32 protein-coding genes are annotated in these 26,595 nt (G+C 69.1%); 12 read left to right on the top strand and 20 right to left on the bottom strand.

Going from position 1 to position 26,595, the window contains the following annotated elements; all coding sequences use genetic code 11:
- Nucleotides 1-24: 24 nt before the first annotated feature.
- Entirely contained in the window at nucleotides 25-588 is a 564-nt protein-coding gene (locus FMQ63_RS06350) for a thioesterase family protein (protein WP_020478080.1), read from the bottom strand.
- An 86-nt stretch (nucleotides 589-674) separates the two neighbouring features.
- Between FMQ63_RS06350 and FMQ63_RS06345 the strand changes: the two genes are divergently transcribed.
- Both FMQ63_RS06345 and FMQ63_RS06340 read left to right on the top strand, forming a co-directional pair.
- The gene (locus tag FMQ63_RS06345) at nucleotides 675-2,510 is read left to right on the top strand and encodes a metallophosphoesterase (protein WP_011556989.1); all 1,836 of its coding nucleotides are present in this window, start codon (nucleotides 675-677) and stop codon (nucleotides 2,508-2,510) included.
- Between the two features lie 133 nt (nucleotides 2,511-2,643).
- Nucleotides 2,644-3,360 carry a hypothetical protein gene (locus tag FMQ63_RS06340; RefSeq protein ID WP_011556990.1) on the top strand — a complete coding sequence of 239 codons (717 nt, stop codon included), beginning with the start codon at nucleotides 2,644-2,646 and terminating at the stop codon, nucleotides 3,358-3,360.
- An 8-nt stretch (nucleotides 3,361-3,368) separates the two neighbouring features.
- Here FMQ63_RS06340 and FMQ63_RS06335 read toward each other — a convergent pair whose 3' ends face one another.
- Nucleotides 3,369-4,805 carry a PLP-dependent aminotransferase family protein gene (locus FMQ63_RS06335; protein WP_026114091.1) on the bottom strand — a complete coding sequence of 479 codons (1,437 nt, stop codon included), beginning with the start codon at nucleotides 4,803-4,805 and terminating at the stop codon, nucleotides 3,369-3,371.
- 196 nt (nucleotides 4,806-5,001) lie between these two features.
- Here FMQ63_RS06335 and FMQ63_RS06330 point away from each other — a divergent pair, with 196 nt between their 5' ends.
- Nucleotides 5,002-5,343 carry a DUF2917 domain-containing protein gene (locus tag FMQ63_RS06330; RefSeq protein ID WP_216608628.1) on the top strand — a complete coding sequence of 114 codons (342 nt, stop codon included), beginning with the start codon at nucleotides 5,002-5,004 and terminating at the stop codon, nucleotides 5,341-5,343.
- A gap of 212 nt (nucleotides 5,344-5,555) precedes the next feature.
- A complete protein-coding gene (locus FMQ63_RS06325; protein ID WP_228556368.1) occupies nucleotides 5,556-6,155 on the top strand; it encodes a hypothetical protein in 600 nt (199 codons plus the stop codon).
- A 31-nt stretch (nucleotides 6,156-6,186) separates the two neighbouring features.
- Here the strand turns inward: FMQ63_RS06325 and FMQ63_RS06320 are convergent, their stop codons facing one another.
- The 3 genes from FMQ63_RS06320 to FMQ63_RS06310 all read right to left on the bottom strand — a co-directional run bounded on the left by FMQ63_RS06320 (nucleotide 6,187) and on the right by FMQ63_RS06310 (nucleotide 8,048).
- A complete protein-coding gene (locus tag FMQ63_RS06320; RefSeq protein WP_011556994.1) occupies nucleotides 6,187-6,633 on the bottom strand; it encodes a hypothetical protein in 447 nt (148 codons plus the stop codon).
- Complete coding sequence (locus FMQ63_RS06315; RefSeq protein WP_020478079.1) at nucleotides 6,630-6,956, bottom strand: hypothetical protein; 327 nt, start codon at nucleotides 6,954-6,956, stop codon at nucleotides 6,630-6,632. Before FMQ63_RS06315 ends, FMQ63_RS06320 begins: the two co-directional genes overlap by 4 nt.
- Nucleotides 6,957-7,058: 102 nt before the next feature.
- On the bottom strand, nucleotides 7,059-8,048 hold the full coding sequence (locus tag FMQ63_RS06310; RefSeq protein ID WP_011556996.1) for a PD40 domain-containing protein: 990 nt from the start codon (nucleotides 8,046-8,048) through the stop codon (nucleotides 7,059-7,061).
- 57 nt (nucleotides 8,049-8,105) lie between these two features.
- Between FMQ63_RS06310 and FMQ63_RS06305 the strand changes: the two genes are divergently transcribed.
- The gene (locus FMQ63_RS06305) at nucleotides 8,106-8,981 is read left to right on the top strand and encodes an AraC family transcriptional regulator (RefSeq protein WP_011556997.1); all 876 of its coding nucleotides are present in this window, start codon (nucleotides 8,106-8,108) and stop codon (nucleotides 8,979-8,981) included.
- A 46-nt stretch (nucleotides 8,982-9,027) separates the two neighbouring features.
- Here FMQ63_RS06305 and FMQ63_RS06300 read toward each other — a convergent pair whose 3' ends face one another.
- Nucleotides 9,028-9,483, bottom strand: coding sequence for a hypothetical protein (locus tag FMQ63_RS06300; protein ID WP_228556371.1), 456 nt, complete (start codon nucleotides 9,481-9,483; stop codon nucleotides 9,028-9,030).
- A gap of 226 nt (nucleotides 9,484-9,709) precedes the next feature.
- On the opposite strand from FMQ63_RS06300, the gene FMQ63_RS06295 reads away from it, so the two are divergent.
- Nucleotides 9,710-10,426: a class I SAM-dependent methyltransferase gene (locus FMQ63_RS06295; protein ID WP_026114092.1), complete on the top strand. Its 717-nt coding sequence runs from the start codon at nucleotides 9,710-9,712 to the stop codon at nucleotides 10,424-10,426.
- Between the two features lie 102 nt (nucleotides 10,427-10,528).
- Here FMQ63_RS06295 and FMQ63_RS06290 read toward each other — a convergent pair whose 3' ends face one another.
- The 9 genes from FMQ63_RS06290 to FMQ63_RS06250 all read right to left on the bottom strand — a co-directional run bounded on the left by FMQ63_RS06290 (nucleotide 10,529) and on the right by FMQ63_RS06250 (nucleotide 18,815).
- Nucleotides 10,529-11,137 carry a hypothetical protein gene (locus tag FMQ63_RS06290; protein ID WP_011557000.1) on the bottom strand — a complete coding sequence of 203 codons (609 nt, stop codon included), beginning with the start codon at nucleotides 11,135-11,137 and terminating at the stop codon, nucleotides 10,529-10,531.
- Between the two features lie 85 nt (nucleotides 11,138-11,222).
- Complete coding sequence (locus FMQ63_RS06285) at nucleotides 11,223-14,288, bottom strand: tetratricopeptide repeat protein (protein WP_011557001.1); 3,066 nt, start codon at nucleotides 14,286-14,288, stop codon at nucleotides 11,223-11,225.
- Entirely contained in the window at nucleotides 14,285-15,190 is a 906-nt protein-coding gene (locus FMQ63_RS06280; RefSeq protein WP_026114093.1) for a transcriptional regulator, read from the bottom strand. Before FMQ63_RS06280 ends, FMQ63_RS06285 begins: the two co-directional genes overlap by 4 nt.
- Before the next feature lie 201 nt (nucleotides 15,191-15,391).
- Nucleotides 15,392-16,387 carry a type I methionyl aminopeptidase gene (gene map / locus FMQ63_RS06275; protein WP_043612629.1) on the bottom strand — a complete coding sequence of 332 codons (996 nt, stop codon included), beginning with the start codon at nucleotides 16,385-16,387 and terminating at the stop codon, nucleotides 15,392-15,394.
- Complete coding sequence (locus tag FMQ63_RS06270) at nucleotides 16,384-16,605, bottom strand: hypothetical protein (RefSeq protein WP_171410092.1); 222 nt, start codon at nucleotides 16,603-16,605, stop codon at nucleotides 16,384-16,386. Before FMQ63_RS06270 ends, map begins: the two co-directional genes overlap by 4 nt.
- A 120-nt stretch (nucleotides 16,606-16,725) precedes the next feature.
- On the bottom strand, nucleotides 16,726-17,031 hold the full coding sequence (locus tag FMQ63_RS06265; protein WP_011557005.1) for a TraR/DksA C4-type zinc finger protein: 306 nt from the start codon (nucleotides 17,029-17,031) through the stop codon (nucleotides 16,726-16,728).
- 122 nt (nucleotides 17,032-17,153) lie between these two features.
- The gene (locus FMQ63_RS06260; protein ID WP_225909620.1) at nucleotides 17,154-17,801 is read right to left on the bottom strand and encodes an START domain-containing protein; all 648 of its coding nucleotides are present in this window, start codon (nucleotides 17,799-17,801) and stop codon (nucleotides 17,154-17,156) included.
- Nucleotides 17,802-17,958: 157 nt separating this feature from the next.
- Nucleotides 17,959-18,198 carry a hypothetical protein gene (locus tag FMQ63_RS06255; protein ID WP_011557007.1) on the bottom strand — a complete coding sequence of 80 codons (240 nt, stop codon included), beginning with the start codon at nucleotides 18,196-18,198 and terminating at the stop codon, nucleotides 17,959-17,961.
- Nucleotides 18,195-18,815: a hypothetical protein gene (locus FMQ63_RS06250; RefSeq protein ID WP_011557008.1), complete on the bottom strand. Its 621-nt coding sequence runs from the start codon at nucleotides 18,813-18,815 to the stop codon at nucleotides 18,195-18,197. The genes FMQ63_RS06255 and FMQ63_RS06250 overlap by 4 nt, the downstream gene beginning before the upstream one ends.
- Nucleotides 18,816-18,948: 133 nt before the next feature.
- On the opposite strand from FMQ63_RS06250, the gene FMQ63_RS06245 reads away from it, so the two are divergent.
- The 3 genes from FMQ63_RS06245 (at nucleotide 18,949) to FMQ63_RS06235 (ending at nucleotide 21,751) form a co-directional block, all read left to right on the top strand.
- Complete coding sequence (locus tag FMQ63_RS06245; protein WP_011557009.1) at nucleotides 18,949-19,500, top strand: glutathione peroxidase; 552 nt, start codon at nucleotides 18,949-18,951, stop codon at nucleotides 19,498-19,500.
- Between the two features lie 95 nt (nucleotides 19,501-19,595).
- Nucleotides 19,596-21,104: an HAD-IG family 5'-nucleotidase gene (locus FMQ63_RS06240; RefSeq protein WP_011557010.1), complete on the top strand. Its 1,509-nt coding sequence runs from the start codon at nucleotides 19,596-19,598 to the stop codon at nucleotides 21,102-21,104.
- A 149-nt stretch (nucleotides 21,105-21,253) separates the two neighbouring features.
- A complete protein-coding gene (locus FMQ63_RS06235) occupies nucleotides 21,254-21,751 on the top strand; it encodes a hypothetical protein (protein WP_011557011.1) in 498 nt (165 codons plus the stop codon).
- A 61-nt stretch (nucleotides 21,752-21,812) separates the two neighbouring features.
- Here the strand turns inward: FMQ63_RS06235 and fghA are convergent, their stop codons facing one another.
- The 3 genes from fghA to frmR form a co-directional block, all read right to left on the bottom strand.
- Nucleotides 21,813-22,664: an S-formylglutathione hydrolase gene (fghA, locus tag FMQ63_RS06230; protein ID WP_011557012.1), complete on the bottom strand. Its 852-nt coding sequence runs from the start codon at nucleotides 22,662-22,664 to the stop codon at nucleotides 21,813-21,815.
- Nucleotides 22,665-22,759: 95 nt separating this feature from the next.
- A complete protein-coding gene (locus FMQ63_RS06225) occupies nucleotides 22,760-23,869 on the bottom strand; it encodes an S-(hydroxymethyl)glutathione dehydrogenase/class III alcohol dehydrogenase (protein WP_011557013.1) in 1,110 nt (369 codons plus the stop codon).
- A 43-nt stretch (nucleotides 23,870-23,912) separates the two neighbouring features.
- Complete coding sequence (gene frmR, locus FMQ63_RS06220; protein WP_011557014.1) at nucleotides 23,913-24,188, bottom strand: formaldehyde-responsive transcriptional repressor FrmR; 276 nt, start codon at nucleotides 24,186-24,188, stop codon at nucleotides 23,913-23,915.
- A 206-nt stretch (nucleotides 24,189-24,394) separates the two neighbouring features.
- On the opposite strand from frmR, the gene FMQ63_RS06215 reads away from it, so the two are divergent.
- Nucleotides 24,395-24,694, top strand: a complete 300-nt coding sequence (locus FMQ63_RS06215) for a hypothetical protein (RefSeq protein ID WP_225909621.1) — start codon at nucleotides 24,395-24,397, stop codon at nucleotides 24,692-24,694.
- A 60-nt stretch (nucleotides 24,695-24,754) separates the two neighbouring features.
- Here the strand turns inward: FMQ63_RS06215 and FMQ63_RS06210 are convergent, their stop codons facing one another.
- Entirely contained in the window at nucleotides 24,755-25,414 is a 660-nt protein-coding gene (locus FMQ63_RS06210; protein ID WP_225909622.1) for a hypothetical protein, read from the bottom strand.
- Between the two features lie 163 nt (nucleotides 25,415-25,577).
- Between FMQ63_RS06210 and FMQ63_RS06205 the strand changes: the two genes are divergently transcribed.
- Nucleotides 25,578-25,970: a hypothetical protein gene (locus FMQ63_RS06205; RefSeq protein WP_011557017.1), complete on the top strand. Its 393-nt coding sequence runs from the start codon at nucleotides 25,578-25,580 to the stop codon at nucleotides 25,968-25,970.
- Nucleotides 25,971-26,017: 47 nt separating this feature from the next.
- On the top strand, nucleotides 26,018-26,167 hold the full coding sequence (locus FMQ63_RS37300) for a hypothetical protein (protein ID WP_011557018.1): 150 nt from the start codon (nucleotides 26,018-26,020) through the stop codon (nucleotides 26,165-26,167).
- Between the two features lie 30 nt (nucleotides 26,168-26,197).
- Here the strand turns inward: FMQ63_RS37300 and FMQ63_RS06200 are convergent.
- On the bottom strand, nucleotides 26,198-26,595 hold a 398-nt coding region (locus FMQ63_RS06200), incomplete at its 5' end, for a hypothetical protein (RefSeq protein ID WP_141276569.1).

Genomic DNA, 26,595 nt, shown 5'->3' with positions numbered 1-26,595 from the left:
CGCCGTGCGAAAACCGCCGTTCACTCACGAGCTGAAGGAGCGCCCCTCGAGCGCCTCAATCGCCGCGCGGAGCTCCGCCGGCACGGGGACCTTCTCGTGGGTGGCGTAGCGCAGGGTGACGATGACGCAGCTACCCCGGGTGTAGAGGACGCCGTCGTCCTCTCCGGCCACCGCGTGCTCCAGGGTGAAGGACGACGTTCCGATGCGGGTGGCGCGGCAACCCGCCACCAGGCGCGTGGGGAAGAGGATGGGACGCAGGTACTCCGCGTTGGTGGCCTTCAGGATGGGCCCCACGCCGTCGCGGTTCGTCCGCTCGTCCCCCGCGCCGGACGGCCCTGTCAGACCGATGCGCGCGAAGTAGTGGATGCGGGCGGTCTCGAACCAGGTGAACGTGCGCGTGTTGTTGGCGTGGCCGAAGGCGTCCATCTCCCCCCAGTGGAGGGGGAAGGAGACGACCACCGGGAAATCCTTGAGCGGCGAGTCCGGCATGTCCTCAGGGTGCCCCACCCGGCGGCCCCAGGGAACCGCGAACCGCGCCCGCCTGGCCTCCAGGCGAGGGCCACGGCCGTGGTAATCCAGGACTGCCATGCGTTCACGATTCCACACGTCCTCGCCCGCGGCCCCCGGGCTCGGCTTCACCGTCCTTTCCGGCCTCTTCCTGGAGCAGCCCGCTCATGGCCGCTGAGCGTGAGCCGCTGGAGCCGCTGAAGCCGCCACGAGAGGACACCCCCGCCGAGGACCTGCGTCCCTACGCTTTGTCCCCGCGCGAGGGCCTGCCGGTGTCGGACCAGAGCATGGCGGCGCATCCCCGGAAGCAGGCGGACATGGTGCGCTGGCTTCATCCCGCGCAGTTGCTGCGCACGGGCCTGGACGCGGTGGTTGCGGCCGTCTTCGGCGCGCGCGCGGACCAACGGCTCATCGAAGCGGTGGTGCGGCCGCAGGTGCCCTACTTCGACTACTCGCAGGAGCCGATGCCGGAGGGCGGCTTCTGGCTGGACTATGTGTCGGACACCGGCGACGGCTGGAACTCCACCTACGCGGTGGCGCGGCTGCTGGCGCTGCCGGAGCTGACGCTGTCCGTGCAGGGCCAGCCCCACGCGGACTCCCACGCCACACAGCGAGGACGGCTGCTCGTCCATGGCGGTGACGGCGTGTACCCCGGCGCCAGCCGCGAGGTGTACGACGAGCGGCTCGTCCAGCCCTATGAGGCGGCCATGCGGCGCTCGCATGCGCCCAGCCCGGACCTGTTCGTCATTCCGGGCAACCATGACTGGTACGACGGGCTCGGCGCCTTCCTGCGGCTGTTCTGCGCGAACCGGTGGATTGCTGGCCGGCGCACGCGGCAGAGCCGCAGCTACTTCGCGCTGAAGCTGCCCCAGCGCTGGTGGCTCATCGGCACGGACGTGCAGCTCAACAGCGACATCGACGTGCCGCAGGTGGAGTACTTCCGCGAAGTGGCCAGCCACATGGGCCCCGACGACCGCATCATCCTCTGCAACGCGGAGCCCGCGTGGATTCTGGCCGCCACCGAGCGGCGCAAGGGCAGCTACCTGGAGAACAACCTGGAGTACCTCCAGGAGAAGGTGTTCGGCCGGCGCATCAACGTCTTCCTCGCCGGGGACCTGCACCACTACCGGCGGCACGAGGACGCCGGCGGGCGGCAGAAAATCACCGCGGGCGGTGGCGGGGCCTTCCTCCACCCCACGCACGCGCCCTCCGCCCACGTCCTGCGGGACGGCTACACATTGCAGAAGAGCTTCCCGGACGAACGGACGTCCCGGAAGCTGGCCCGGCAGAACCTGCTCCTCATTCGCCACAGTCCTCTGTTCGGATTGATGACCGGCATGCTGTACCTGCTGCTGGCACTGGCGGCCTACGCGGAGGTGGGCTCGTTCGGAATATCGCAGCTTTCAGACGTCATCCTGGCGGTGGCCAACAGCATGGTGGCCCGGCCGTGGACGCTGGTGCTGGGCATGGCCACCATCGGCGGGCTCATCGGGCTGGCGGACTCGGCCTTCGGCAAGTGGCGCACGCTCGCGGGCACGCTCCATGGGCTCGGACACATCGCCGCGGCCTTCTTCGTGGCCTGGGGCGCCACCTACTTCACGGTGAGCGGCCTGGGTGTGTGCCCCGAGCTCGCCGCGGACGGCATCCACTGCGAGGCGGGCTGGTGGCACCTGGCGGGCAAGTTCCTGCTGTCCTCGGGCTTCACCTTCCTGGGCGGCTTCCTGGTGGGGCCCTTCGTCATGGGCCTGTACCTGTGGCTGAGCGTAAATCGCTTCGGCGCGCACTCCAACGAGGCCTTCATCTCGCTGGCGCTTCCGGACTGGAAGAACTTCCTCCGCATGCGCATTGGTGAAGACGGACGGCTCACCGTCTTCCCGGTGGGCATCGAGCGAGTGCCCCGCAAGTGGAAGGAGACCCACGCCGGTCCCTACGCGCCCGCGTTCGACCCGAATGACCCGAAGGCCACCGCGCCCGTACTCATCGAACCCCCCATCCGCGTGTGAGGCGTGCCACCGCCGGACACCGCCGTCCCAACAGGACGGATAGAAGCAAAGCAGGCCCCACTGGCCCCTCTCCGAGAACGGATTGCGCTGTGCTCCGATGTAATGGGGTGGCTCATCGGAGTAGACAGGGCTCATGAGCGCCCCTGTCTTCATCTACCTGACCCCGCCCGACGGACTCGTCCCCCTGCTGACGCCGGCGCGGCTCGCGGCCTTCCGCGACTGGCTCTGGCGGGAGAACACAGAGCACCTGAACGCGGAGGACCTGGCCGACATTGAGTCGGACGAGGAGCTGATGGCCCTCCTCGGCCTCGTGGACCACCTGCTCCAGCAGGGCGCCGAGTCCCTGAGCAAGCCCCCCACCCGCCACGCGGACGCGATGCTGGACCTGCTCGATGAGCTGTCCGACTACTTCACCCGCGAGGAACTGGGCATTCCAGAGGGCATGGAGCTGGCGACGGACCTCAAGCCTACCGACAAGCAAGTCCGCGCCTCGGACGTCGTCATCGGAGAGAACTGTCCCAAGCGGACGTTCGAGCTGTGGCGTCACCTCGTCTGGGGCCGGGCGCCGGACCGGACCGTGGCGGAGGGCATTGGCCTGCGACGCAACTTCCCCTCCATGGGCTACTGGACGGCCGCGGAGGTCCGGCACGTGCGCGACGACCTGCGCCAGCACCTGAGCGGGGCCCCTGACTACATGCCCATGAACAACTGGGCCCGCTTCATGACGTCGCTCCGCCTGAAGCTGACACGGACCGGACGGGCAGCAGCCCCCGCCCCGGCGATTGAGGCCATCTCCCGCGCCGTGGACCGGGCGGCCCGAGAAGGCGCGGGGCTGCTGTTCGCGCGCTGAGCCCGACGTCAGGTCAGGCTGCGCGCCAGCGCCCCCAGCGTGGACATGGCCGCCTCGATGCGCGGCGTCCACGGGTGGCCACAGTTCAGCCGAAAGCAGTGGCGATAGGAATCCATCCGCGCGGAGAAGATGGGCCCCGGGGCGATGCTGATGCCCGCCTCCAGGGCCTTCGCACTCAACGCCAGCGAGTCCACCTGCCGCGGCAGCTCCACCCAGAGCAGCGCGCCGCCCGAGGGCCGCGTCACGCGCGTGCCTTCGGGGAAGAACTCCGCCACGGCCTCGGCCATGCGCTCCACCTGCGCGGCGAGCCGGCGGCGCAAGGAGCGCAGGTGCCTGTCATAGCCTCCATTCTGAAGGAAGCGCGCAATCGCATACTGGGGCACCGTGGCGGTCGTCACGGACGTGGAGAACTTGAGCAACTCCACCCGCTCCCGGAAGCGGCCCGGCGCCACGTAGCCCACGCGGAAGCCCGGCGCGAGCGTCTTCGAGAACGAGCTGCACAGCAGCACGTTGCCGCGCGTGTCGAATGCCTTGCATGAGCGCGGACGCTCGGCGCCGAAGTGCAGGTCGCCGTAGATGTCGTCCTCGATGAGCGGCACGTCGTGAGCATCCAGCAGGTTCACCAGGCGCTGGCGCCGCACGTCGGGCATGCAGCTCCCCACCGGGTTGCTGAAGCTGGGCACCGCCAGCACCGCGGCGATGCGCCGCCGCGTCAGCGCCGCCTCCAGCGCCTCCATCTGCATGCCGTTGCGCGGGCAGCAGGGAATCTCCAGCGCGCGCAGGCCCAGCGCTTCGATGGACTGCAGCGTTCCGTAGTACGCGGGGGACTCGATGGCGATGGTGTCTCCCGGGCGGGCCACCGCGAGCAGGCACAGGTGGATGGCCTCGGACGCGCCGAAGGTGGTGATGAAGTCGTCCGCGGCCAGCGAGCAGCCCCAGTCCATGGAGCGGCGCGCGAGCTGCTGGCGCAGCTCCGGACACCCGGGCAGCGCGTCGTACTGGATGCTCCGGTCGCGCGATTCGCGGCTGAGCGCGTTCAGCTCGCGGTACAGCCTGCGGACGGGCAGCAGCTCCGGCGCGGGCGAGGCGGCGCCCAGCTTGACCATGCGGGCATCCCCCATGGACCGGTAGACGCTCGCGACGAGCCCGCTGACGGTGACAGCGGTGGCGCTGGACGCGGGCCGGGACACCTGGGGCTCCGCCAGCCGGGGCCGCTCACGGCGGCGCACGTAGTGGCCGGACTGGGGGCGCGTCTCGATGAGCCCCAGGGACTCCAGGTGCAGGTAGGCCTGGAGGACCGTGGAGATGCTCACCCGCTCGCGCAGGCTGAGCTGCCGCACGGACGGCAGTCTGTCTCCAGGCTGCAAGGTGCCCGCGGAGATGGCATCCGCGAGCCGCTCGGCCACCTGCTCGTAGAGCTTTGCTTTGTGTGCCACCGCGCCCATGGCTCCTCCCAAGGTGAGCCGCATCCACCACGGCCGGTATCGGAGACGAGAACAGGCCCATTGCCCAGATACAGCTCCCGTCGACGGCGACCGGCACAGTTTAGTGGAACAGAACTGTACTGGTCACAATCTCGCCGGACTGAATCTGTTCCGCAACCGCCCGGGGGCGCATGTTGGCGCCCTGGAGGACGCGGTGATGTGGGACTGGATGAGGACGGTGGTGAGCGGGCTGCGGTTCGAAGCAGCGCCAGCGCGGAACGTGGGCTTGGTGCACCTGGCCCAGGGCGCCTTGTGGAGCGAGCGCCCCCGGAGCGGCCATCCCCTAACGCTGACGTGTCGCGAAGGCATGCTGTGGCTCACCTGCGAGGGCGATGCGAAAGACTACGTGCTGCACCCCGGCGACACGCTGCGCATGGAGCGCTCCGGGCACGTGGTGGTGCAGGCGCTGAAGCCCTCGCGCTTCTGCCTGATGCAGCGCACTCCGGTCCATACGCCGTGCACGCCTCCGGCGAGGAAGCATGAGGCGCCTGTCCGATAGTCGGTGCCATGCCCCGCCTTGCTATCGTCCGCGCCATGCCCAGCCTCCCTGACTGTCGCCGCCTCGCCTCGCTCCTCACGCTCGTGTCTTCGCTCCTCACCGCGCAGGCCGCGGAGGTCTCCCCGGCGGAACGGGTGGAGACCTCGCCGGGCCTGTCACCGGATGCCGTGCGACGCGCCTTCGACAGTCAACGCCAGACGCTCACGTCCTGCATGCGCCTGGTCTCCATCCAGCGCGGAAAGGACAAGGCCCCTCATTCGTTTGAGTTCGTTCCCTGGAAGGCCGGACCCGACACGGATGATCGCATTCGGGTGCGATTCACCCTGGCGCCAGACGGCAAGGTCCAGAAAGAAGAAAGGAATACGGATGCATGGGGCGTGCGGTCGCTGTTCCTCGACACAGGCTGCGTGGAAGAGCGGGTGAAGACCTGGTCCTTCCCAACCTTTCCAGGGAACCATGACGAGCGGGTGCAGGTGGAACTGTGGGCGCGGTTCCGGACCACGGAGGCGGAACGGACGGCGGCAGCCACCCGGTTGCGTGAATTCTACGGCGACTTCTGCAAGGCCCTTTCCGCATTGAAAGTCACCCAGCAGCCTCAGGCAGGCGTGGAGTGGCGCGCCACCATCAAACGATTCCTCGCCGAGCACGGCGCGCGCGTCGACCCACGCATCGGCACTGCCATGCAGGCGGTCGGAGACATCGCGGGCCACGACGTGCCAGGCGCCATCTCGATTTATGAGCTCAGCATGGAAGAGTCGCTCGCCACGACCATTCCCTGCCCGAAGCTCCGCGCCTGGGTGAAGGAGGGGTGAGCCCCAGGCCGGCCCCTCCTCGCCGGCTCACTCAGAGCACTTCGCGCAGGTTGCCCTCCACGATGCGCGTCAACTGCGTCACGCGTTTGTGGAGCCAGAACCCGAAGGGCTGGATGCGCTCGGGCTTCGTCATCCTGGGCAGCTTCTGGATGCTCTCATCGAAGCCGACCACGGCGTGTTCGCGCGTCGGGGTCTTCGTGCGCAGGTCAAAGGCGAAGGACCTGCCGGTGTGCCAGCCGCCGTGGAACACGGAGAGGCGCTCCAAATCCGCGTTTCCAGTCGCTGCGACGAGGCCGTCGAGGTCATAGACGTCGTCGGCGATCTCCAGGCAGCACCAGCCCCCGCCCGAAACGTTTCCGCACGGGAACGTGGGCAGGCCATTGTCGACCACGTTGTCCACAATCCAGGTGATGGAGCCGTACACACGCAGGCAGTAATCCCAGCTCGACTCTGTCTTCCTGGGCTTGAGCGCCTTCACGCCATTCCAACGTCCGATGCGTCGCAGAGGGAGATGAGGTGGGCGCCGTTCAGGGTGCCTCGACGGACCACGGCCTTCTCTCCGCGCACCTCCACGTCGACGAAGAGCTGGGACAGCAACTTGAAGAGCGTGAAGCGCTCCTTCACGGGAGCGGACACCTTCAGCGTCTTGGGCTCCGGCTTGTAGAGGGTCCCCGCGCTCCAGACTCGCAGCTCGCCTCCCGCCGAGTAGAGCCAGACCTCATCCTTCACATCGAGCTGGGGCTCCGAGTACCAGATGGCGTCGCCGCCGTTGAGCTTCTGTAGGCGCTTCCAGTCGGACATGCGCCCCCCTCTCGCATGAGGCTGACGAGGGGTCAACGGAAGCACCGGCTCAACGGCCCAAGCCACGCGCGCAGTCGGCCAGGACGTCCTCCGCTGCCGGATTCACAACCCCAGCGCGCTCATGGGGATGCGGTACATGTCCCCCGTGCCGCGGCCAATGCCCTGGACGGCGCTGTCATCCCGTGGCGCATCGAAACGTGCCCCCACATCGCCCGTGAAAGGGCGGGTGCTGCTGAAGTAGAGCCACTTTCCGTCGGGGGAGACGCTGTGGTTGTAGTCGCTCGCGGGCGTGTTGATGCCCTCGCAGAGCCGGCGTGCAGGCGTCCATGCGCCATCCACCTTTCGGCTGAGGAACAAGTCGTATCCGCCCAGGCCATCTTCCCGCCGCAGTGCACTGAAGATGAGGTAGCTCTCATCAGGAGCAATCCACGGCTCGAGCTCATGGACCGACGAGTTGATGCCGGGCCCCAGGTTCTCTGGCGGCTGGTAGGCGCCGTCGACCCAGCGGGAGACCCAGAGGTCGCTGCCACCCAGTGTGCCGTCTCGCTCACCCCCGAAGTAGAGATTGCCATTGGCGGCCACGGCCGGTGACCACTCGTCGCGGTGCTTGTCGTTGACGGGGGCCGGAAGGCGTCGCGCGTCCTCCCATGCTCCGTCGGCGTCCAGCGACGCGGCCCAGATGTCATACGAGCTTCGGGGGCCTTGCTCCCCAAGCTCGGGACGGTTGGAGATGAAGTACACCGTGCGCCCGTCGGGCGAGAAGTGTGGGTCCGCGTTGCTCCACTCGGTGGCGAAGCGCGGGAGCACCGGACGGGACCAGTGCCCTTCTTCGGTCAACTGCGTTTCGTAGAGCGTATATTGTTGGAAACGGTCATCTGCCCTTCCAAAGAGCACGCGTCGCTGATCTGGAGAGAAGGCCATGAAGAAGTCCCAGGCCCCGGTGGTGAAGAGCCCCGCGCCGTAGAGTTCGGGCGTGCAGGTGCCCCCGTGATTCTCCAGTGCCGTCGCGGGCCGTCCACCGTGTGCGCCACAACCCAGCTCCCAGAGCGTCATCATCAAGAGCACGCCTCGCATCGACGACATCCCCGCCATGTACGGCTCCTCCTGGACATTGCTTCAGCACCACGGCGGTCGGGATAGCATCGGCCCATGAGGCGAAACTTTGGGAATGTTGCGGTGCTTCCCGAGCGGGCCCCCGGCTATCACGCGCTCAGCGCGGGCGAGGCCTTCGACATCAGTGACTGTGTCTGTCGAGCAGGCACCCGCAGCCCCATCTTCGGCGGCGAGCACGCACAGGTCTGCATCAGTGTCGTGCTGTCCGGTGTGTTCCATGTCCGGAGCCCCGAGGGGGCCGCGGTGGTGGGACCGGGCGCGCTGCTGCTCGGGAACCGGTCGGCGCCCTATGAGTTCCGGCACGTCGATGATGGAGGAGACCGCTCGCTCGTCATCGAGTGCTCCGACGCGCTGCTGGACGATGCCCTCCGCTCGCTGGGGCGTTCCAATCGGGGAACGCGCCCCTTCGCGCGCGTCTGCGCACCGGCGTCGCTCACGTCGGTGAACGCCGTCCTCCTGGCGCGACAAGCACTCGAGAGTGGCCAGGTGGAGGACCTGCGAGAAGCGGCACTGGCGGTGGTGGACGCGGGGGTGACGCTGGGAAGCAACCCGACGGAGACACGGGTGGAGGTCTCGGACCTTCAGGCGCGCAGAGTGGCCCGGGTCCTGCGGTATCTCGAATCAAAGTTCATGGAGGACTGCTCGCTGGACACGCTCGCGGATATCGCGGGGCTCACGAGCTTTCACTTCCTGCGCATGTTCCGAGCAGTGACAGGACAGACGCCCCGCCAGCTCGTCATCGCTACGCGACTGGGCATGGCGGCCTCGGCGCTGCGCGGCAGCCGTGCGCGAATCACCGATGTCGCCCTGGATGCCGGCTTCGGTGACCTGTCCCACTTCACGACGAGCTTCACGCGAGCGTTCGGTCTCTCACCTCGCGCCTACCGCGCTCGCGCGCGCCAACACGCCTGACCGCGGTGGCAGGCGCGGCTCGCGTTTCCGCCATCGAACGCCAGAGTCACTGCCTCAGGGCATCGCCAAGGCGGGATACCGCACGATGCGGGAACTCGAAGCGCCAGATGGTGGTGCCGTTCGCCGCGAACTCCCCTTCGAGCCGGCGGAGCGCGCGCCAGAATGAAAGAACGATGTCTCGCGCCGGGGCTTCCATCCTGAAGCGTTCCGCTTCGGTGTCCTGCATGCGCGTCCGGTCCGGCAAGCGCACGAGCCGCAGGGCCGCCTGAAGGCCAGGACCAGGCTCCAGGCGCAGTTCGTCTACTTCCGGTTCCCCATTCAACTGCGTCGTGCCCGGGAGCCCGTTCTCGTAGAAGCCGAGAAGCGATTCCGCCAGGTGCCGAAGCGAGTCGAACGGCACATCGGAGAAGGTCGAGGAGACGTGCCGTCCCTGCACCTCGAACGAGAGCTCCAGCCACCCCTGGCCTCTACATGAGAACGCGACTTTCAATCCTTGCCCCATCACGGGTGAGCCTACCGGAGCTGAACAGCCGCTACGAATTGGCGCGGCTCGCGTTCACCGTGGGGGAACCCCTTGCGAAGTGAAACGCGCCGCCGACCTCACTCGCTTGGATAGCAGCCGTGGGACGGACCTGTGCTTCCGCCGATCCCACCTGAATCCCCGCCCTCCCATTCACCCGAGCCGGAACGCATTCTCGAAGCCGACTACGACTTTCCGAGGACCTCTCATGGCTCACGACCACCACCATCCCGCCCACCACATCGTTCCAGGATTTGGCGCGGACCGCGCCGCGCACTACGACGCCCAGGCGTCCGTCGCGCTCGCGGGCACCCACGCCCTGTATGAACTCGGCGTCAGCACGCTGACGGCCCAGCTCGACGGCCAGGACGCGGCCTCGCTGCTCTTCGTGGGAGTGGGCACGGGTGCGGAGTTGATGCCCTACACCCGCTTCGACGTCCCCGGCTGGCGGTTCACGGGCGTGGACCCCTCCGACGCCATGCTCGGCGTCGCGCAAAAGCGCCTGGAGGCGGAGGGCCTCCTCTCGCGCACGCACCTGCACCACGGCGAGCTCCACACGCTCCCGTCCGGCCCCCCCTTTGATGGCGCGCAGATGATGGGCGTCCTCCACCACGTGGAGGGTGAAGCAGCCCGCCTCGATTTGCTCCGGGAAGTCGCCCGTCGGCTCAAGCCCGGAGCCCCTCTCGTCGTGGGCTGCCGCATCGGCATGGACCCCGAGCTGTTGAACGTGGAGCTCCGGCGATGGCGGGCCTATGGCACCCCACGAGAGGAACTGGAGCGCCGGCGCGAGCGCTTCATGACGCTACGGCCCATCGAGTCCGATGCCGCCCTGTTCGCGATGCTCGCCAATGCAGGACTGGTCGCGCCGAAGCCGATCTTCGTATCGCTTCAGTTCAAGGTGTTCCTGGCGCGATACGCGCCCTGAGAGCGACCGCCGCCCCCGGAGCGCGCAGCCGGAGGAGTCCGGCCGCGCGCGTCCATGGACTCACGCCACGGAGGAGGAGTTCTTACGAGTGAGCCCCGGCGCTCACCCGCTGCAGCTCTGCTGCCCCGTCATGGGCCTGTTCGTCGTCGTGGCGCAGGAGCAGAGGCCACCCCGGCACTTGAACGAGGCGCTCTCCTCACACAGGTCACTCACCCGCTTCCAGCGGAGGATGGTCCCCCGCGAGTCGTCCTGGTCCTGGGTGAAGAGTTCGTCGCCCCGGACCGCGAAGGCATGGACCTCGGTGACGAGGTTGTCCAGCGGCCCCTCACTGTAGTCGTCGCACGAGGAAGCCCGGGTCAGCTCCAGCTTCCCGTTGCTCACCTTCCAGGTGCCCAGGTAGTTGTTCCAGCTTCCCCCCAGGAGGATGACGGAGCTGCCACGGAGGACCATCGCCGCGTCGTAGCCATTGCCCTGCTCGACGCGGTAGGTGCCCTCCCGGAGGGTGCCCCCCGTCAGCGGCGGTGCGTTCGTCACCTCGTTGGGGTCCGCGCTCCACGTCGTGCACCACCCCACCGCGGAGCACTGGAGCGCGTTGCCGCCTCCTCCACCGCCGCCTCCTCCCTCACCGTCTTTGTCGTCTTCCTTGGAGTCACCACACGACACAGCGAGGAGTGAGAGCGACAGCACCAACGCACGCGTCAGGTTCTTCATCGGAACTTCCCGGAAAAAGGTTCATGGGGATTTGCCCCCCACAAAGAGACATCCCGGGTGCCATCGTTGCGTCGAAATCGGACGGCTAGCGCGGACAGCGGTCCTTTTCGGCGCGAGCCTCGGCGACTTCACCGGGGTAGGCCTTGCGCCAGGGCTCCCACTCCAGCCACGCCCTGCGCGCCTCCTGACACGCCTCGTCGGACGCCCCGGACTGACGCAAGGCTTGGGCGAGCCGCCGCCGCGCCAGGGGAACCCGCGCGGACGCCACCTGTTCGCTCGCGAGCGCCGCCAGCGCCGTCCTCAAGGGCGCCACCGCCTCCGCTGGCGCGCGCCTCGCCAGATGGATGTCGCCCATCAGCACCAGCGCCTTGATGCGCTCCGGCGCCACCGGCCCCCAGTCCCGCTCCAGCCTCGCGAGCGCCCGCTCCGCGTGGCCCCGAGCCTCCTCGACGCGCCCCAGGAACAGCAGGGCATCCGCGAGCCAGCGCAGCCCCTCCCCCTCCAGCTCGCCGCGCGCCACCAACGACTCCTGGAGCGCGACGCCGCGCGCGTGGAAACCCCGGGCCTCCTTCGCGCGCCCCAGCAATCGCAACAGCCGCCCCACCTCGTGCAGGTCCAGCGCGACCTCCGGATGCGTGGCGCCGTACACGCGCTCACGGTGGGCCAGGCTGCGCCGGGCCTGCTCCAGCTCAGCCTCGCGCGCGCCCAGCTCACCCAGCACCCCCGTCCGGTTCGACGTCATGCCCATGAGCACCGCGTCCGCGCCTTCCGGCGGCACGCTCTTGCGAGCGACCGCGAGGCTCTGCTCCGCCGCGCGCAGCGCCTCCGGCCCCCGCCCCCACTCGAAATAGATGACGGCCAGGTTGGACAACGTGCGCGCCACCACGAGGTGTTCCTCGCCCAGGCTGCGGCGGAGGTTGGCCAGCGCCCGCTGCACGACGGCCTCCGCGCGGGCCAGCTCCCCCGCGTGGGCCAGCGTGCCGCCCAGGTTCACCAGGGCCCGGGCGGTGTCGCGGTGGTCGGGGCCATGCAAGTCCTCCTGAAGCCGCAGCGCCTCTTCCTGCCAGCGCTTCGCTTCCAGGAGCCGGCCCTGATGACGGGCCAGCAAGCCCAGACGTCCGTTGAGCTCCGCGCGGGCAGCGGCATGGGAGACGCCCTTCGCCGTGACACGGTCCAGCGCCTCGCGCAGCAGCGGCTCCGCCTCGGAGAAACGTCCCTCCTGTTCGAACAACTCGGCGCGGACATAGTTCAACAGCGCGTCGAACTCGGGGTCGCGCAGCGGCTCAGCCACCGCCTGAGCGCGGTTCAGATAGGCCCAGGCCTCCTGGGTCCGTTCCAAGTCATGGCCACTCAACCACGCCTGGGCATAGAGCACCCGGGCCAGCACGGCATGATGGCGCCCCGCCTCCGCGGCGAGGCCGGCCTGGACCAGCGAGGCTCGCGCATCCTCGAACGCACTGGCGTCTTCCTGGAGCGTGGCGCACAGCAGGTGGGCCTCCGCCTCCAGCGGGCGGTAGCGCGTGCGCACGGCCCGCTCCCGTGCCGCCAGCGCCACCTTCAACGCCTCCGGCGTATGGCCCGCGAACAGCCCCGCGTTCGCCCGGGCCAACTCCGCCCGGACCGCCGTCACCTCCAACAGCACGGCCGGGTCCTCCGGAGGCGCCACGGCCTCCAGCAACGTCCTCGCGTCCGAGCAGCGCCGCAGGCTCGCCAGCGAGCCCCCCAGCCCGAAGCCGCGCGCCACGGTGCGCGCATCCGCGCCCTGGAGCGCCGCCACCACGCGGGTCACCTCTTCCAGCCGCTCGTCGAGGCAGGCCATGCGCAGGCCCAGGACCTGCTCTGGCTGCTCGCCCCAGACCCGCGTGGCCTCGCAGGCCTCCTGGTGCGCGCGCGTCCAGTCCAGCTTCCAGCGCTCCAGCGCCGCCGCCACCGCGGAGAAGGACGCTTCCGCGTCCAGGGCGCCCGTGGCCAGGAAGGCCCGCCGGGTGGCCTCCCGCGTCTCCGCATCCCAGACGCCCGCGAAGTGCCGCTCACTGCCCTGACACAGCGCTTGAGGCGCCTGCCTGGAGAGCAGCCCGAACACAGCCAGCCCCGTCAGGACCGCGCCCAGCATCACCAGGGCCACCGTGCGCCAGCGCGCCCCGGGGTCCCGGGACAACCGCGCACGCAGCACCTCCATGGAGGAGAACCGCTCCGCGGGGTCGGCGGAGAGCCCGCGCCGGACGACGGCCCGCAGCCACGCGGGGACACCGGCGCGTTCCGGACGCACGGCCTTCCGCGCCACCTGCTCCAGCAAGGCCTCACGCGTCTTTCCCTCGAAGGGACGCTGGCCGTTGAGCGCCTCGTAGAGCGCGACACAGAATGAGAACTGGTCCGAACGGGCATCACCGTGCTCGCCGCGGAGTTGCTCGGGCGCCCCATAGGCCAGCGTGCCCAGCAAGGTCCCCGTGACGGTGAGGGATGCCGGAGACACCGTGCCGGGAGCCGCCGTTCCAGGCACCAGGGTCGCGTTGGCCAGGCCAAAGTCGGTGATGCGGACGAGGCCCCCCTTCGTCAGCAAGACATTGTCCGGCTTGAAGTCCCGGTGGACGATGCCCAGCGCGTGCGACGCGGCGAGTCCATCCGCTGCCTGCCGGAAGCGCTCGAGCACCTCCCGGAGCGGGCGCGGTTGCTCCGTCAGCCAGCGCCGCAGCGTGCCGCCCTCCAGGAACTCCATCACCAGGAAGAGCTGTCCCTGATACTCGCCCACGTCATGAAGGCTGGCGATGTGCGGGTGGGACAGCTTCGCCATGGTGCGGGCCTCGCGCTCCAGGCGTTGCCGCGCCAGGGCCAGCGAGTCCTCATGGAAACGCTCCGGCTTGAGCAGCTTCAGCGCCACCTTGCGGTCCAGCTCGGGGTCATACGCGACATGAACCCGGCCCATGCCGCCCTCGCCTAGCAGCCCCAGCACCACGTAGCGCCCCACCCGCGTGCCCGGGGCGAGCGGCCCCACCCCCGCGAAGGAGGTCCGCGCCTCATTCGAGCTCAGCGCGGCGAGCACGCTCCGGCACTCGGCGCAGCCGGCGACGTGGGCACGCACCTGTTGCGCACGCTCGGAGGAGAGCTGGCCTTCCAGGTGGCGCGCGAGGTCGTTCTCGTCCGGGCAGCTCATTCCTTCGCCGCCAGGAGTCCGGACAGGCTCACGTCGAGGCGGCCATGAACGGCCCGCATCATGCTGTCCAGTTCCTCCTGGGAGAGCGACAGCCGCTCCGTCAGCCCCTCGTGCGTGCGCGTCTCCAGCAGCGCCTTCACCCCGGACAGCCGCCGGGACAGGGTGGACTTGTGCACGCCGTAGAGTTCCCCCATGCGAGCCAGCGACAGATGCTCGACGAAGTGGAGACGCAGCAACTCCCGGTCCTCGTCATCCAGGGAGGCCACCGCCTGGACGAAGGCGGCGCGCACGTGCGAGCGGGCCTCCTCGCGAACCAGCCCCAGCTCCAGCCCGCCTTGCGCGGGGTCCGCGGCCAGCATCTCCGCGTCCACCCGTGCCTCCTGCCCCTGGGCCTTTCGCATCCGGAGCGCGAGGCGCACCGCGGAGATGTTGACCCAGTGCAACAACGAACCCACGCCCGCATAGCCAAGGAGCCGGGGCGGCGAGTCGGGCCGAGGCATCAGCAGATTTCCCCGGAGCGCCTGAAGCACTTCATCCACGAACGTGGGCGAGGAATGAAACCGTGCGAGCGAGCCATGCAGCTTGCGCAGGACCTGCGCTTCGAAGAGGTCCGCCGCCCCCGGCGTCCCTTGAGCGCAGGCGAGCGCGAGGGCGAGGTCCCTTGCGTGCAAACGTTCCAGCGCGACGACGGGGTCCTCCGCCTCGGAGAGCCGTTCGCCCAGGTGCCGCGCGAACACCAGGGGCTCGGGCGCCGCGCACTGAAGGGAGGCCGCCTCACGCAGGGCCAGGGCGAGCGCCCGCGGCGCCTCCGGCGCGGAGCGCAAGCGGCCCGCGGCGGCGGTGTCCATCGAACGAAGAACCGTCTCGAGAATCTCCTCGGGAAGAGCGCTGTCCGTACGCATGAGATGGTGAGTTCCCGTGGCGATGAGGCCACATCCCCTCCCCGGAATCTCTAGCACGAATGCCCGAGCGGACTCCCGGTCCTCTGAGCGGCGCACCCCTGCGCGGGGCCGCTCTCTCCCGACGGGCTACACCCCCGACAGCGACCGCCGGGGGAGCCGGAGCGCACGGCCGGAGGAGTCCGGCCGCGCGCGTCCACGGGCTCACGCCACGGTGAGGATTTCCGCGCCCTGCTCGGTGACGAGCAGGGTGTGCTCGAACTGGGCGCTGCGGGTGCCGTCGGCGGTGACGGCGGTCCACTCGTCATCCCAAGTGCGGTGACCCCAGCCGCCCAGGTTGATCATCGGCTCGACGGTGAAAATCATGCCGGGCTGCATGACGGTGTCGGCCTCGGCCTCGTAGTAGTGCGGCACCTGGAGCGAGGTGTGGAACGTCTCGCCGATGCCGTGGCCGCAGTAGGCGCGCACCACGCTCATGCCGTGCTGGGTGGCATGCGTCTCAATCGCGCGGCCGATGTCGCTGATGGGCCGGCCCGGCTTCACCGCGGCGATGCCCTGCTCCAGGCACTCGCGCGTCACGCGCACCAGCCGCTGGCTCTCCTCATCCACGTTGCCCACGAAGTACGTCGCCGAGCAGTCACCGTGCACACCATCCAGGTAGATGGTGACGTCCAGGTTGACGATATCGCCGTCCTCCAGCGCCCGGCTGTCCGGGATGCCGTGGCAGATGACCTCGTTGACGGACGTGCAGAGCGACTTCGGGTAGCGGTGGTAGTTGAGCGTGCTGGGGTACCCGCCCCGCTTGATGTACGCCTCGTGGGTAATCGCATCCAGCTCGTCCGTGGTGATGCCCGGACGCACGTGGGAGGCCACCTCTTGCAGCACCTCGGCGGCGGCCTTGCACGCCTTGCGCATGCGGGCGATGACGTCCGGCGTCTTGATGTCGGAGCCCGCGTCCTTGCGCGACGGGCGGCCCGTCAGCGCGTAGTCCGGACGGGGGATGTGGAGCGGCACCTCGCGGCGCGGGCTGATGACGCCCGGGCGGATGCCCTTGCGAAGCACCTCCGGGCCCTTCTTGCGCGCCTCGGCGGCATCCGCGCCGCGGTGGCACTTCTTGTACTTGGTGCCACTGCCACACCAGCAGGTGTCGTTGGGGCCCGGAAGCACGGCGGGCGGGGAACGGGGAACAGCGGTAGTCATGACTCACCTCCAGCGCGGAGCTGCTCGGGCTTACGGGCGCGCATCCAGCGCACCACCTGGGGACGAAGCCAAAGCCGGGGCCGCCCCGTGCCCAGGTCCAGGACGGGCCGGGGCATGTCGGGATAGCGGCGCAGGTAGGTGCTGACGCTGTTGGCGTGGCGCAGGCGCAGCAACCCGGCCACCGCCTGAGCGTCAATCAGGTCTTCGGTCTTCACCATGGGACACATTTCGGGCGTGTCTATACCCCTAGACATGCACCCATGCACGGCTTCTTTCCCAGACGGGACGGCGGCACTGCTCGCCAGGCGACGCCGCCCGCCCGGACAGGGAGCGGGCCTTCAGCGCGCCAGGGCGGCACACGTCAGGCAATGCCGGGCCTCTGGAACAGCGCGCAGCCGGTGCCGGCCAATGGCCCCGCCGCAGCGCGCGCACCGGCCGAACTCACCATGAGCGATGCGCGTCAGCGCCTCCTCGATGTCCCGCAGCTCCTGCGCCTCCGCCTGGGTGAAGGACAGGCCCCCCACCCCCAACGAGGCCCGAGCGCGCAGCCGATGGCTGCGCTGCCGCAATGCTTCCTGGGCCTCCCGAGCCAGCAGCTCCATGTTCGTCTCCCACTGCGGCCACCCCGGCCACTCCGGACCCACGGCCCAGCAGGAGATTATGCTTTCAGGAAGCGTGCCTTGCGGTGCGCGGCGCTACAGCCCTGAAAACGCGCAAGGCTTGCGCACCCCGGCCAGGGCCCTGCATCGGTTGCGGCGCACCGGCGTCATTCCGCTCGTGCCCGGGATGCGGCGTGTTCCCGGGCACGCTTCTCCACCGCGCGGAACGTGTCCTCCACGGCGTCCTTCTGCCCCATGCGCGCCAGGAAGCCAGGAATGGAGCCGGCCGGGTCCACGGTGAAGCGGTACACGGCATGGGACTTTCCTTCGCCTCGAGGCTCCACGCGCCAGCTTCCCTCGTTGAGCCGGATGCGAACGGTGCCGCGCCGCTGGGGAATGGCGTCCGGCGTCGCCTGCCAGCGCTGCGCGAACACACCCGAGCCGTCCTCCGCCAGCCTGGACTCCAACACCACGCTGCAGATGTAGTCGCGCGAGGACACCACCGGCAGGTCCAGCTTCGTGTACGTGAGCTGCCCCTCGTCCGGCAGGTCCTTCAGGATGCGAGACTCCTTCACATACGGCATCCAGTGCCGGTAGGCGTCCACGTCCCGCAGCACCGACTGGACATCCGCGGCGCTCGCGGCCAGCTCGCCCTCCGCCCACACGTCCTTGGCCTCGGAGCCCGGGCGCGCGCGGACCTTCACCACGTAAGGCTTCTCCGCCACCGTCTTCCACGCCTCTTCCGCGCGGGCTGCTCCGGCGGTGAGCCCCAGCACACAGGCGGACAGGACCGCACCACTCCACGACATCTTCATGCAAGCATCCTTCGCGGCTCGGGCCGGATGTGACGACACGTCAGCATCCGACACCCAGGCGCGGCGGCGCATTCACGAATGCGCAACGGGCCCACGCAAGCACCGTCCCCGAGCCACCTTCCGAAGGTGGCCCGGGGCGGCCCCCCCACGCCGCGCCCTACGGCACGCGGACGGCCCGCCCGCCGAACGCCGGGCTGGCCATGACATCCATTGCCAGACGGTCCGCATAGGGGCGGCCCAGCCGGCCGTAGGCCTCGGCTTCCTGCTCGGTGAGGACCACGCGCACCGTGAACTGGGCGATGCCCCCCACCACCACGTCAAGGAAGAGCGCCCCCTCCGCCGAGCGCACCAGCCGGTACATGAGGGGGCTCTGGATGAGGACCTGCTCCTCGCTCACGGAATCTCCGTCACCACCGCGTGGGAGACGGGCGCGTCGATGACCATCAGCTCCGGCACGCCGCCAGAGGTGTAGCCACCGAACTTGAAGCAGTCCGTGTCCTCCTCGCTGGTGCACTTCCAGACGCCCGGGTCGCTGTCCACGGGCAGGCGCACGCACACGCCGGTGGCCGCCAGGTCCAGCGTCATCATCCGCAGCGGGCCTTCGAAGTTCTTCGCCGGCAGGCCCAGCGCCTGGCCAATCACCGCCGGGTCATGCGCGCCGTTCACCATCGACTTCTCGACGGCGGCCTGGATGGTCTCCGACGGCGCGGCGAACAGATAGCAAACGCTGTCATTGCAGCGGCCAAAGTTCTGCGCGTTCGGCTTCACCACGAAGTTCTGGTACGCGGCGTCCGTCATCAGCCACGACACCTTCTTGCCAGGGAAGTTCTTCGCCAGGTGCTGCTCCACGCTCCACGGGCTGGCGCGCTCATCGGCCTCGCGGGAGATTTGCGCCTGCTGCGCATCACAAGCCTGCGGCTGCGTCGGGGTGGGGGTGACGCTGCCGCCACCCGTGTGCTTGCAGCCGGACAGCAGGAAGACACCGAGGAGCAGGCTCCGAATCGTCCACGTCATGGGCAGTTCTCCAAATAGGGAAGGAGTGAAAGAGGTGGCGGAACCTACCTCCTGTCGGCCCATGGATAGTTGTCATTTCTGGATTTTATAATCTCCCCGGCCTGCCCCCCTCCGAGCGGTTATAGGGTGAGGCATGAGCCAGAACCTCTACGACATTCCCCTCAAGTCCATCGATGGTGCCCCGCAGTCGCTCGGCCAGTTCAAGGGCAAGGTCCTGCTGGTGGTCAACGTGGCCTCCAAGTGCGGACTGACGCCGCAGTACGAAGGCCTGGAGAAGCTCTACGAGCGCAAGCGCGCCGAGGGCTTCGAGGTGCTGGGCTTCCCGGCCAACAACTTCCTGGGCCAGGAGCCGGGCAGCGAGTCGGAAATCAAGGCGTTCTGCACGCTGACCTACGACGTGAAGTTCCCGCTGTTCTCCAAGATTTCGGTGGTGGGCGCGGACAAGCACCCGCTCTACCACGCGCTGACGGGCGCCATCCCGGACGCCGTGGGCGAAGGCCCCATGCGCAGCCGGCTCCAGGGCTACGGCATCACCGCCAACCCCGTGCCGGAAGTGCAGTGGAACTTCGAGAAGTTCCTCGTCGGGCGTGACGGCCGCGTCGCCGCGCGTTTCGCGCCGGACGTCGCCGCGGATGATGCGCGTCTGCTGTCCGCCATCGACGCGGAGCTCGCGAAGCAGGCTTGACCCGGCCGGGGTGCCGCTGGACTTCTGCCGTCCAGCGGACGGGCCCTGACGAAAGCAGTGACTTTTCGCGCGCTCCGGGGCAAGCCAGGGGTGCCATGAGCACGTTCATTCCTGGTCCCCCGCCCGAGCGCGGACTGTTCTGCAACCGCACCCTCAACCTGCGCGCCATCAAGGCGGTGGGTTACGACATGGATTACACGCTCATCCACTACCATGTGGAGGCGTGGGAGCGCCGCGCCTACGAGCACATCCGCGACCGGCTCGTCGAGCAGGGCTGGCCGGTGGCGGACTTGTCGTTCGACCCCGAGCTGTCGATGCGCGGCCTCATCATCGACACGGAGAAGGGCAACCTCCTCAAGGCCAACCGCTTCGGCTTCGTGAAGAAGGCGCTGCACGGCACGCAGGCCATGAGCTTCGAGGCCCAGCGCGACGAATACGCGCGCACCATCATCGACCTGCATGAGCAGCGCTGGGTGTTCCTCAACACGCTCTTCTCGCTGTCGGAGGCGTGCATCTACGCACAGCTCGTGGACCGGCTGGACGCCGGCCAGCTCCCGGGCCCCATGGGCTATTCGGACCTCTACGAGCACGTGCGGAAGAACCTGGACGCCACGCACATGCAGGGGCGGCTGAAGGCGGAAATCATCGCCGACCCGGAGCGCTACGTCATCGACGACCCGGAGACGCCGCTGGCGCTGCTGGACCAGCGCAACGCCGGCAAGAAGCTGCTGCTCATCACCAACAGCGAGTGGGCCTACACCGAGCCCATGATGCACTTCGCCTTCGACCGGCACCTGCCGGAAGGCATGACGTGGCGGCAGCTCTTCGACGTGGTGATTGTCTCCGCGCGCAAGCCGGAGTTCTTCACCACGCGCTCGTCGCTCTTCGAGGTGGTGGAGTCCAGCGGCGAGGCGCTGCTGCGTCCGCACACGGGCCCCTTCAAGCCGGGCACGCCGTACTTCGGCGGCAGCGCGGTGGAGCTGGAGCGCCACCTGGGCATGAGCGGTGACCAGATTCTCTACGTGGGCGACCACATGTTCGGCGACGTGCACGTGACGAAGAATGTGCTGCGCTGGCGCACGGCGCTCATCCTGCGCGAGCTGGAGGACGAGGTGCGCTCCATCGCCTCGTTCCGCGCCACGGAGACCCGGCTGGCCGAGCGCATGGTGGTGAAGGAGCGGCTGGAGGCGGAGAGCTGCCAGATTCGCCTGGAGCTCCAGCGGCGGCGCTTCCAGTACGGCCCGCGCACGGACACGCCGTCGGAGACGGAGCTGGTGGCGCGGCTGGCCACGCTGCGCACGGAGCTGGAGGCGCTGGACGCGGAGCTGGGGCCCCTGGCACGCGCGGCCACCGAGCTGTCCAACCCCATTTGGGGCCTGCTGACGCGCGCGGGCAATGACAAGAGCCACCTGGCCCGGCAGGTGGAACGGTACGCGGACATCTACACGTCGCGCGTGTCCAACTTCCTGTTCGCCACGCCCTTCGTCTACCTGCGCAGCCCGCGCGGCAGCCTCCCGCATGACCCAAGCCTGCCCGGCGGCACGCCCGTCTTCGGCGCCAGCGAGGCCGGCGGCGGCATGTCCGGCACGGACGGCGGGGAGTAACCGCCCCCCTTGGGACTCGGCGGCATGGGGCCTCCCTGTGCCGCCGGCGTCCTACCAATCGGGGTGGATGTGTAGATCCTCGGATTCATTGAACTTTCGCTCAGTATCCCTCCGAGGAGCGGGCAGGCAGGCATCCCCCTCCACAGGGCATGTCAGACCGCCCCGGTATGAGTGCTCTTGTGAGCCACTCGACCACGAACAGCTCTTCGACGCGCGTCCTCGAGCAGCGCAACCTGCTTGGGGGCATGGACCTGCTACCGGTGCTGGGCGGCAAGGGCCGCAAGCGCGCTCGGCGCTTCCACGTCGCCTCGGAGCGACGGGTGGGGTTCGCCGCGGCGCTGGCGCTGGTGGTGGAGCATGGCAAGCAGAAGGCGAAGGAGACGGGCGTCACGTCCCTGAGCCGCTGCCCGCGCTGCGGCCACATGGGCCCCACGGCGCAGGACTTCGGCTACCGCACCATGCGCGGCGAGCGCCGGCCCCAGTCCTGGTGCCGCGGCTGCCGTGGCCTGCACCTGGAGCCCACGGAGACGGCGCGGACCAGCAACACCGCCCCGCGCGGCGCGGACGGCTGGCTGTTCCCGCCCGAGAGCACCACCAGCACCCGCCCGCCCCGGCGTGGCAAAGGGTCGTCGACTCAGTCCCGCTGAGACACGGCCAGCCCCGACATGTCACGTCGGGGCTGACCGGAACCCGGGATGACCGTCGCGACTACGAACGCGCCTTCTCCGAACCGACGAGGGCCTTCGCGTGGTGTGCGAAGTGGTCCGCGAGGAACGTGGCGATGAAGTAGTAGCTGTGGTCGTACCCCGCGTGCCGCCGCAGCGTGAGCGGATGGCCCGTGGCCTCGCAGGCGGCGGCCAGCAACTCCGGGCGCAATTGGGTGGCGAGGAACTCGTCGGCCTCGCCCTGGTCCACCAGGAGCGTCAGGCGCTCCTTCGCCGTCTTCACCAACTCGACGGCGTCCCAGGCCGCCCACGCGGCGCGGTTGTCGCCCAGGTAGGCGGTGAAGGCCTTCTGGCCCCACGGCACCTGTGAGGGGGCGACGATGGGGGAGAAGGCGGACACGCTGCGGTAGCGGCCCGGGTGGCGCAGGGCGGTGACGAGCGCGCCATGACCGCCCATCGAATGGCCGAAGATGCCTCGCGCGTCCGTGGCCGGGAAGTGCTGCTCCACCAGCGCGGGGAGTTCCCGGGCCACGTAGTCCTGCATGCGGAAATGCGGCGCCCAGGGAGCCTGCGTGGCGTCGAGGTAGAAGCCCGCCCCCTGCCCCAAATCATAGGCAGCGTCATTGGCAACCGCGTCGCCACGAGGACTGGTGTCCGGCGCGACGACGATGAATCCGTGGCGCGCCGCGTGCTCCTGCGCGCCCGCCTTGGTGATGAAGTTCTGCTCGGTGCAGGTCAGGCCGGAGAGCCAGTACAGCACTGGGCAGCGCTCGCCGCGCAGCGCGGCCTCCGGCAGGTAGATGCCGAACCGCGTCTCGCCGCCCAGCGCGGAGGAAGTGTGCTTCCACACCTCCTGCCGGCCGCCAAAACTCGCGTGGTGTTCGATGCGTTCCATGTTCTCAGTCCTCCCGGAAGGTGCCCTTCGACTTGGCGCTGTGCGTGGCCGATACGCGCATGCCCTGCGCCTCGGGGAAGGGGTTGGCGGTTGACTCAGTAGCGGACGACGGTGCGGATGGACTTGCCCTCGTGCATGAGGTCGAAGGCCTCGTTGATGTCGGTCAGCGAACGCGTGTGGGTCACGAACGGCGCGAGCTGAATCTTCCCGGCCATCGCGTCCTCCACCATGCCGGGGAGCTCCGAGCGGCCCTTCACGCCACCAAAGGCGGTGCCCTTCCAGGTCCGGCCCGTGACGAGTTGGAACGGACGGGTGGAGATCTCCTGTCCCGCGCCGGCCACGCCGATGATGATGGACTGGCCCCAGCCGCGGTGCGAGCACTCGATCGCAGCGCGCATCACGCCCACGTTGCCGATGCACTCGAAGGAGTGGTCCACGCCCCAGCCCGTCATCTCGACGATGACCTGCTGGATGGGACGGTCATGGTCCTTGGGGTTGACGAAGTCGGTGGCGCCGAAGGCCTTCGCCAGCTCGAACTTGGCGGGGTTCGTATCGATGGCGATGATGCGACCCGCCTTCGCCATCTGGGCGCCCTGGATGACCGCCAGGCCGATGCCGCCCAGGCCGAACACCGCCACCGAATCCCCTTCCTGCACGCGGGCCGTGTTCTTCACCGCGCCCAGGCCCGTCGTCACGCCGCAGCCCAGCAGGCAGACCTGCTCGGGGTTGGCGTTCGGGTTGATGCGAGCCAGCGACACCTCCGCCACCACGGTGTACTCGCTGAAGGTGGAGCACCCCATGTAGTGGTAGACGGGCTTGCCGTTGTACGAGAAGCGCGTGGTGCCGTCTGGCATCACACCCTTGCCCTGGGTGGCACGCACCGCCACGCACAGGTTGGTCTTGCCGGACTTACAGAACAGACACTGGCCGCACTCCGCGGTGTAGAGCGGAATGACGTGGTCGCCGGGCTTCACGGACGTCACGCCCTCGCCCACCGCCTCCACCACGCCGGCCCCCTCGTGGCCGAGCACCACAGGGAAGAGACCTTCCGGATCATCCCCGGAGAGGGTGAACGCGTCGGTGTGACAGACGCCCGTGTGGGTGATGCGGACCAGGACCTCGCCCTTCTGCGGAGGCGCGACGTCGAGTTCGACGATGCTCAAGGGCTTTCCGGCTTCGAAGGCAACAGCGGCACGGGACTTCATGAGGATGCTCCTGGGGCTAGGGGATGAAGGCAGGGACTCCCGCTCACTTGAGATAGGTGCGGACCAGCGTCGTCATGTCCCGCACCCGCTGGGCGTGGCGCGGATCCTCGTCGGACGCCGGGCCGAACTCCTCCCGGATGTGTGACTCCAGCACCTCGGACATCAGTCCGTTGATGGCGCCCCGGATGGCAGCCAGTTGCTGGAGGACCGTTCCGCATTCGGCTCCGGACTCCAACGCACGCTCCAGGGCTTCGGTCTGACCGCGGATGCGGCGGACGCGGAGCAGCGCCTTCTTCTTCTCTTCCGGCGAGTGAGGCATGGCGGTGACGACATACTGGGTGGGAGTATCCTGCCGCGGCGGATATATACCCCCGGGGGGTATTCGACAAGGAAGGAATGAAGGCGTCCTGACAGCGCGCGGCATCCCTTCCTCCCGGCAGGCAGGGGAGCAATGACCTCCGCCGTCCCATGGAGGGGGATGGAAAAGCCGTGGCGCCGTCCTTACCTCACCCGCAGGGAGGCAACATGGCCGTTCGGACGATAGTGGCAGGCATCAAGAACAGGCGGCGGGTCGGCGCGCACGGGGCCCAGCCGAGCGTACAGGCCAGCAAGGGGCGCAAGACGATGCCCCACGACGACGCGGCCGCGCTGCGGCGGCAGAAGACGCTGGAGCGCGTGACGCTGGGCCCCGCCGCCGAGGCACATGAGCCCAAGAGTCATCGGCGACGCGCAACCCCCCTCAAGGGCCGCAAGAAGGCCCCCAGCGAGATGAACGTGAAGCACCTCGGCGGGCCGAAGAAGCGCCTGCCCCTTCACGGCGGCTAGCATGTACACGTCGTGACGCGGCCCGCGCCCCGCGACCTCCGGGCGGGGGCCGTGCCCGTTTCAAGGGCCCGGTGGCCACAGCGCGCTGGCGCCCGGGTCCTCCGCCACGTAGACGGCCCACACGCGCTCTCCCGGGCGCCGCAGCAGGTCCGACGCATGCGGTGAAGGCACGCTCCCTTCGACGCGCTGGCCATGCACCGTGAAGACGTAATCGAGTTGCACCACGCGTCCGGCATGCAGCGTGGGCGCCACCTGACGCTCCACCCGCGTGAGTTCAGCCGCGGCCGGCAAGCCCCAGACCCATGCCTTCAACTGACGCTGCTGCTCGCGCCGCAGCGACACCGGCCAGCTCGTGCGCCGGAACAACAGCCCCATCCCGATGAAGATGGCGGACTGCAGGAGCAGGGGCCGCAGGAAGAACAGTCCCACCGGGAGCAGCATCACCCCCGCCCACAGGGCCAGCGTTCCCAGGACGTAGTGCTTGTGCAGCTTGGGCCGCGAGACGGCCGCGCGCTGTGCCCGGGTCAACCGGCGCGGTGGCAACGGAGGCGGCGGACCTCGCGCGGCGCTCAAGGCCGCCTCCAGGCTCGCGCCGCATTTCATGCAGCGTGCCTCGGCGCCCACCGTGACGGCATGCCCACAGCCAGGACAGACGATGCGGAACTCGCCCGACTCCGGCGAGAGGTACGGCGCGTCCAAGGAGATTCGAGCGCGGCGCATGGCCCCACCATCGGAGCACCTCCCCCCGCGCCGCCGCAACCCGTCCCGGAATGCCATGACGGACGTTCCACGACACCACCAGACCTGGGCACCAGGGCCCGGCTGCTCCACTGCCCCCTGGCATCTCCCACCCGGCATTCCTACCTGTGTCGCTGGAGGTCGAATGCCAGAGAAGAGTCAGACGGAGCGCGTGAAGCGCGCGAAGCGGCAGGGAACGACGTTGGAGCTCAAGCCCACCGACGTGCATCTCGCCAGCGCGGACAGCACGCACCATGCGAAGAAGAGCGGCCGGCGGACCCTGGGGAAACGGACCTTCGCGGACCGCAGCGTCAGTCCCCGCCACGCGCCAGGAAGGGGCCTCACGGCGAAAAGCCGCAAGCTGCCCGAACCGGAGCCAGGCCAGAGCAGCACCTCGCGGCGCAAGACACTGCCGTCCGCGGCCGCAGTGGCCTACCGCAAGGAGGGCCGCCCCAAGAAGACGACAGATACGACGCCGCTGAAGGCGGGCAAGGTCTACAAGCGCGCGGGTGCACGGAAGACGAGCATCCGCGCCTGAGGCCCTTCCAGCCTGGAGCCATGCGCGATGAGTCATGACTCCAGGCCGTGGAAGGCGACGACGCGGCCAGCACCCACCGCATCGCCTACGAGGCCCGCTCGCTCGCGGACTTCGAGGCGGGACTCGTGCAGCTCGCCAGCGAGAAAAAACCCGCCCGTTCACAAGCCTGCGGCCGGACCTCAGCGCGAGCGGTGTAGGACACCCGCGGCGTCCGTTCCCCCTCGCGCTCATTCCTCGGGGACGACGCCGTTCACCTCCTCGGCCAGCCTGCGGACCTCGTCGTGCAGCTCGCGCAACTGTCCCAGGTTGCGCTGAAGGAGCGCGTCAATCTGCTCGCCCCGCTGCACGTCGCCTTGTGCCACGGCGTCCTCACGCTCGCGCGCCAGCCGCACCACGTCTCGCTCCACCAGCGCCGCCAGCCGCGCCGTCTTCTCCAGCTCCCACTGGGCTGTTTGTGGCAGCTCGGGCTCGATGTCGTCGTTGTCCTCAGGCGGAGGAAAGGACTCCTCTGGCGAGGGCACCACGGGCTCGGGCGCCATCCGGGCCACCGTGACCTGGGGCGCCTCTTGCCGAGGCACGGGGGCGGGCGGCGCCACCTCGGGGGCCGTCACCGGCACCACACGGG

Origin of the sequence: Myxococcus sp. CA005, from assembly GCF_006518205.1 — a bacterium.
Lineage (GTDB): Bacteria > Myxococcota > Myxococcia > Myxococcales > Myxococcaceae > Myxococcus > Myxococcus xanthus.
This window is presented reverse-complemented; position numbering and strand designations above follow the sequence as displayed.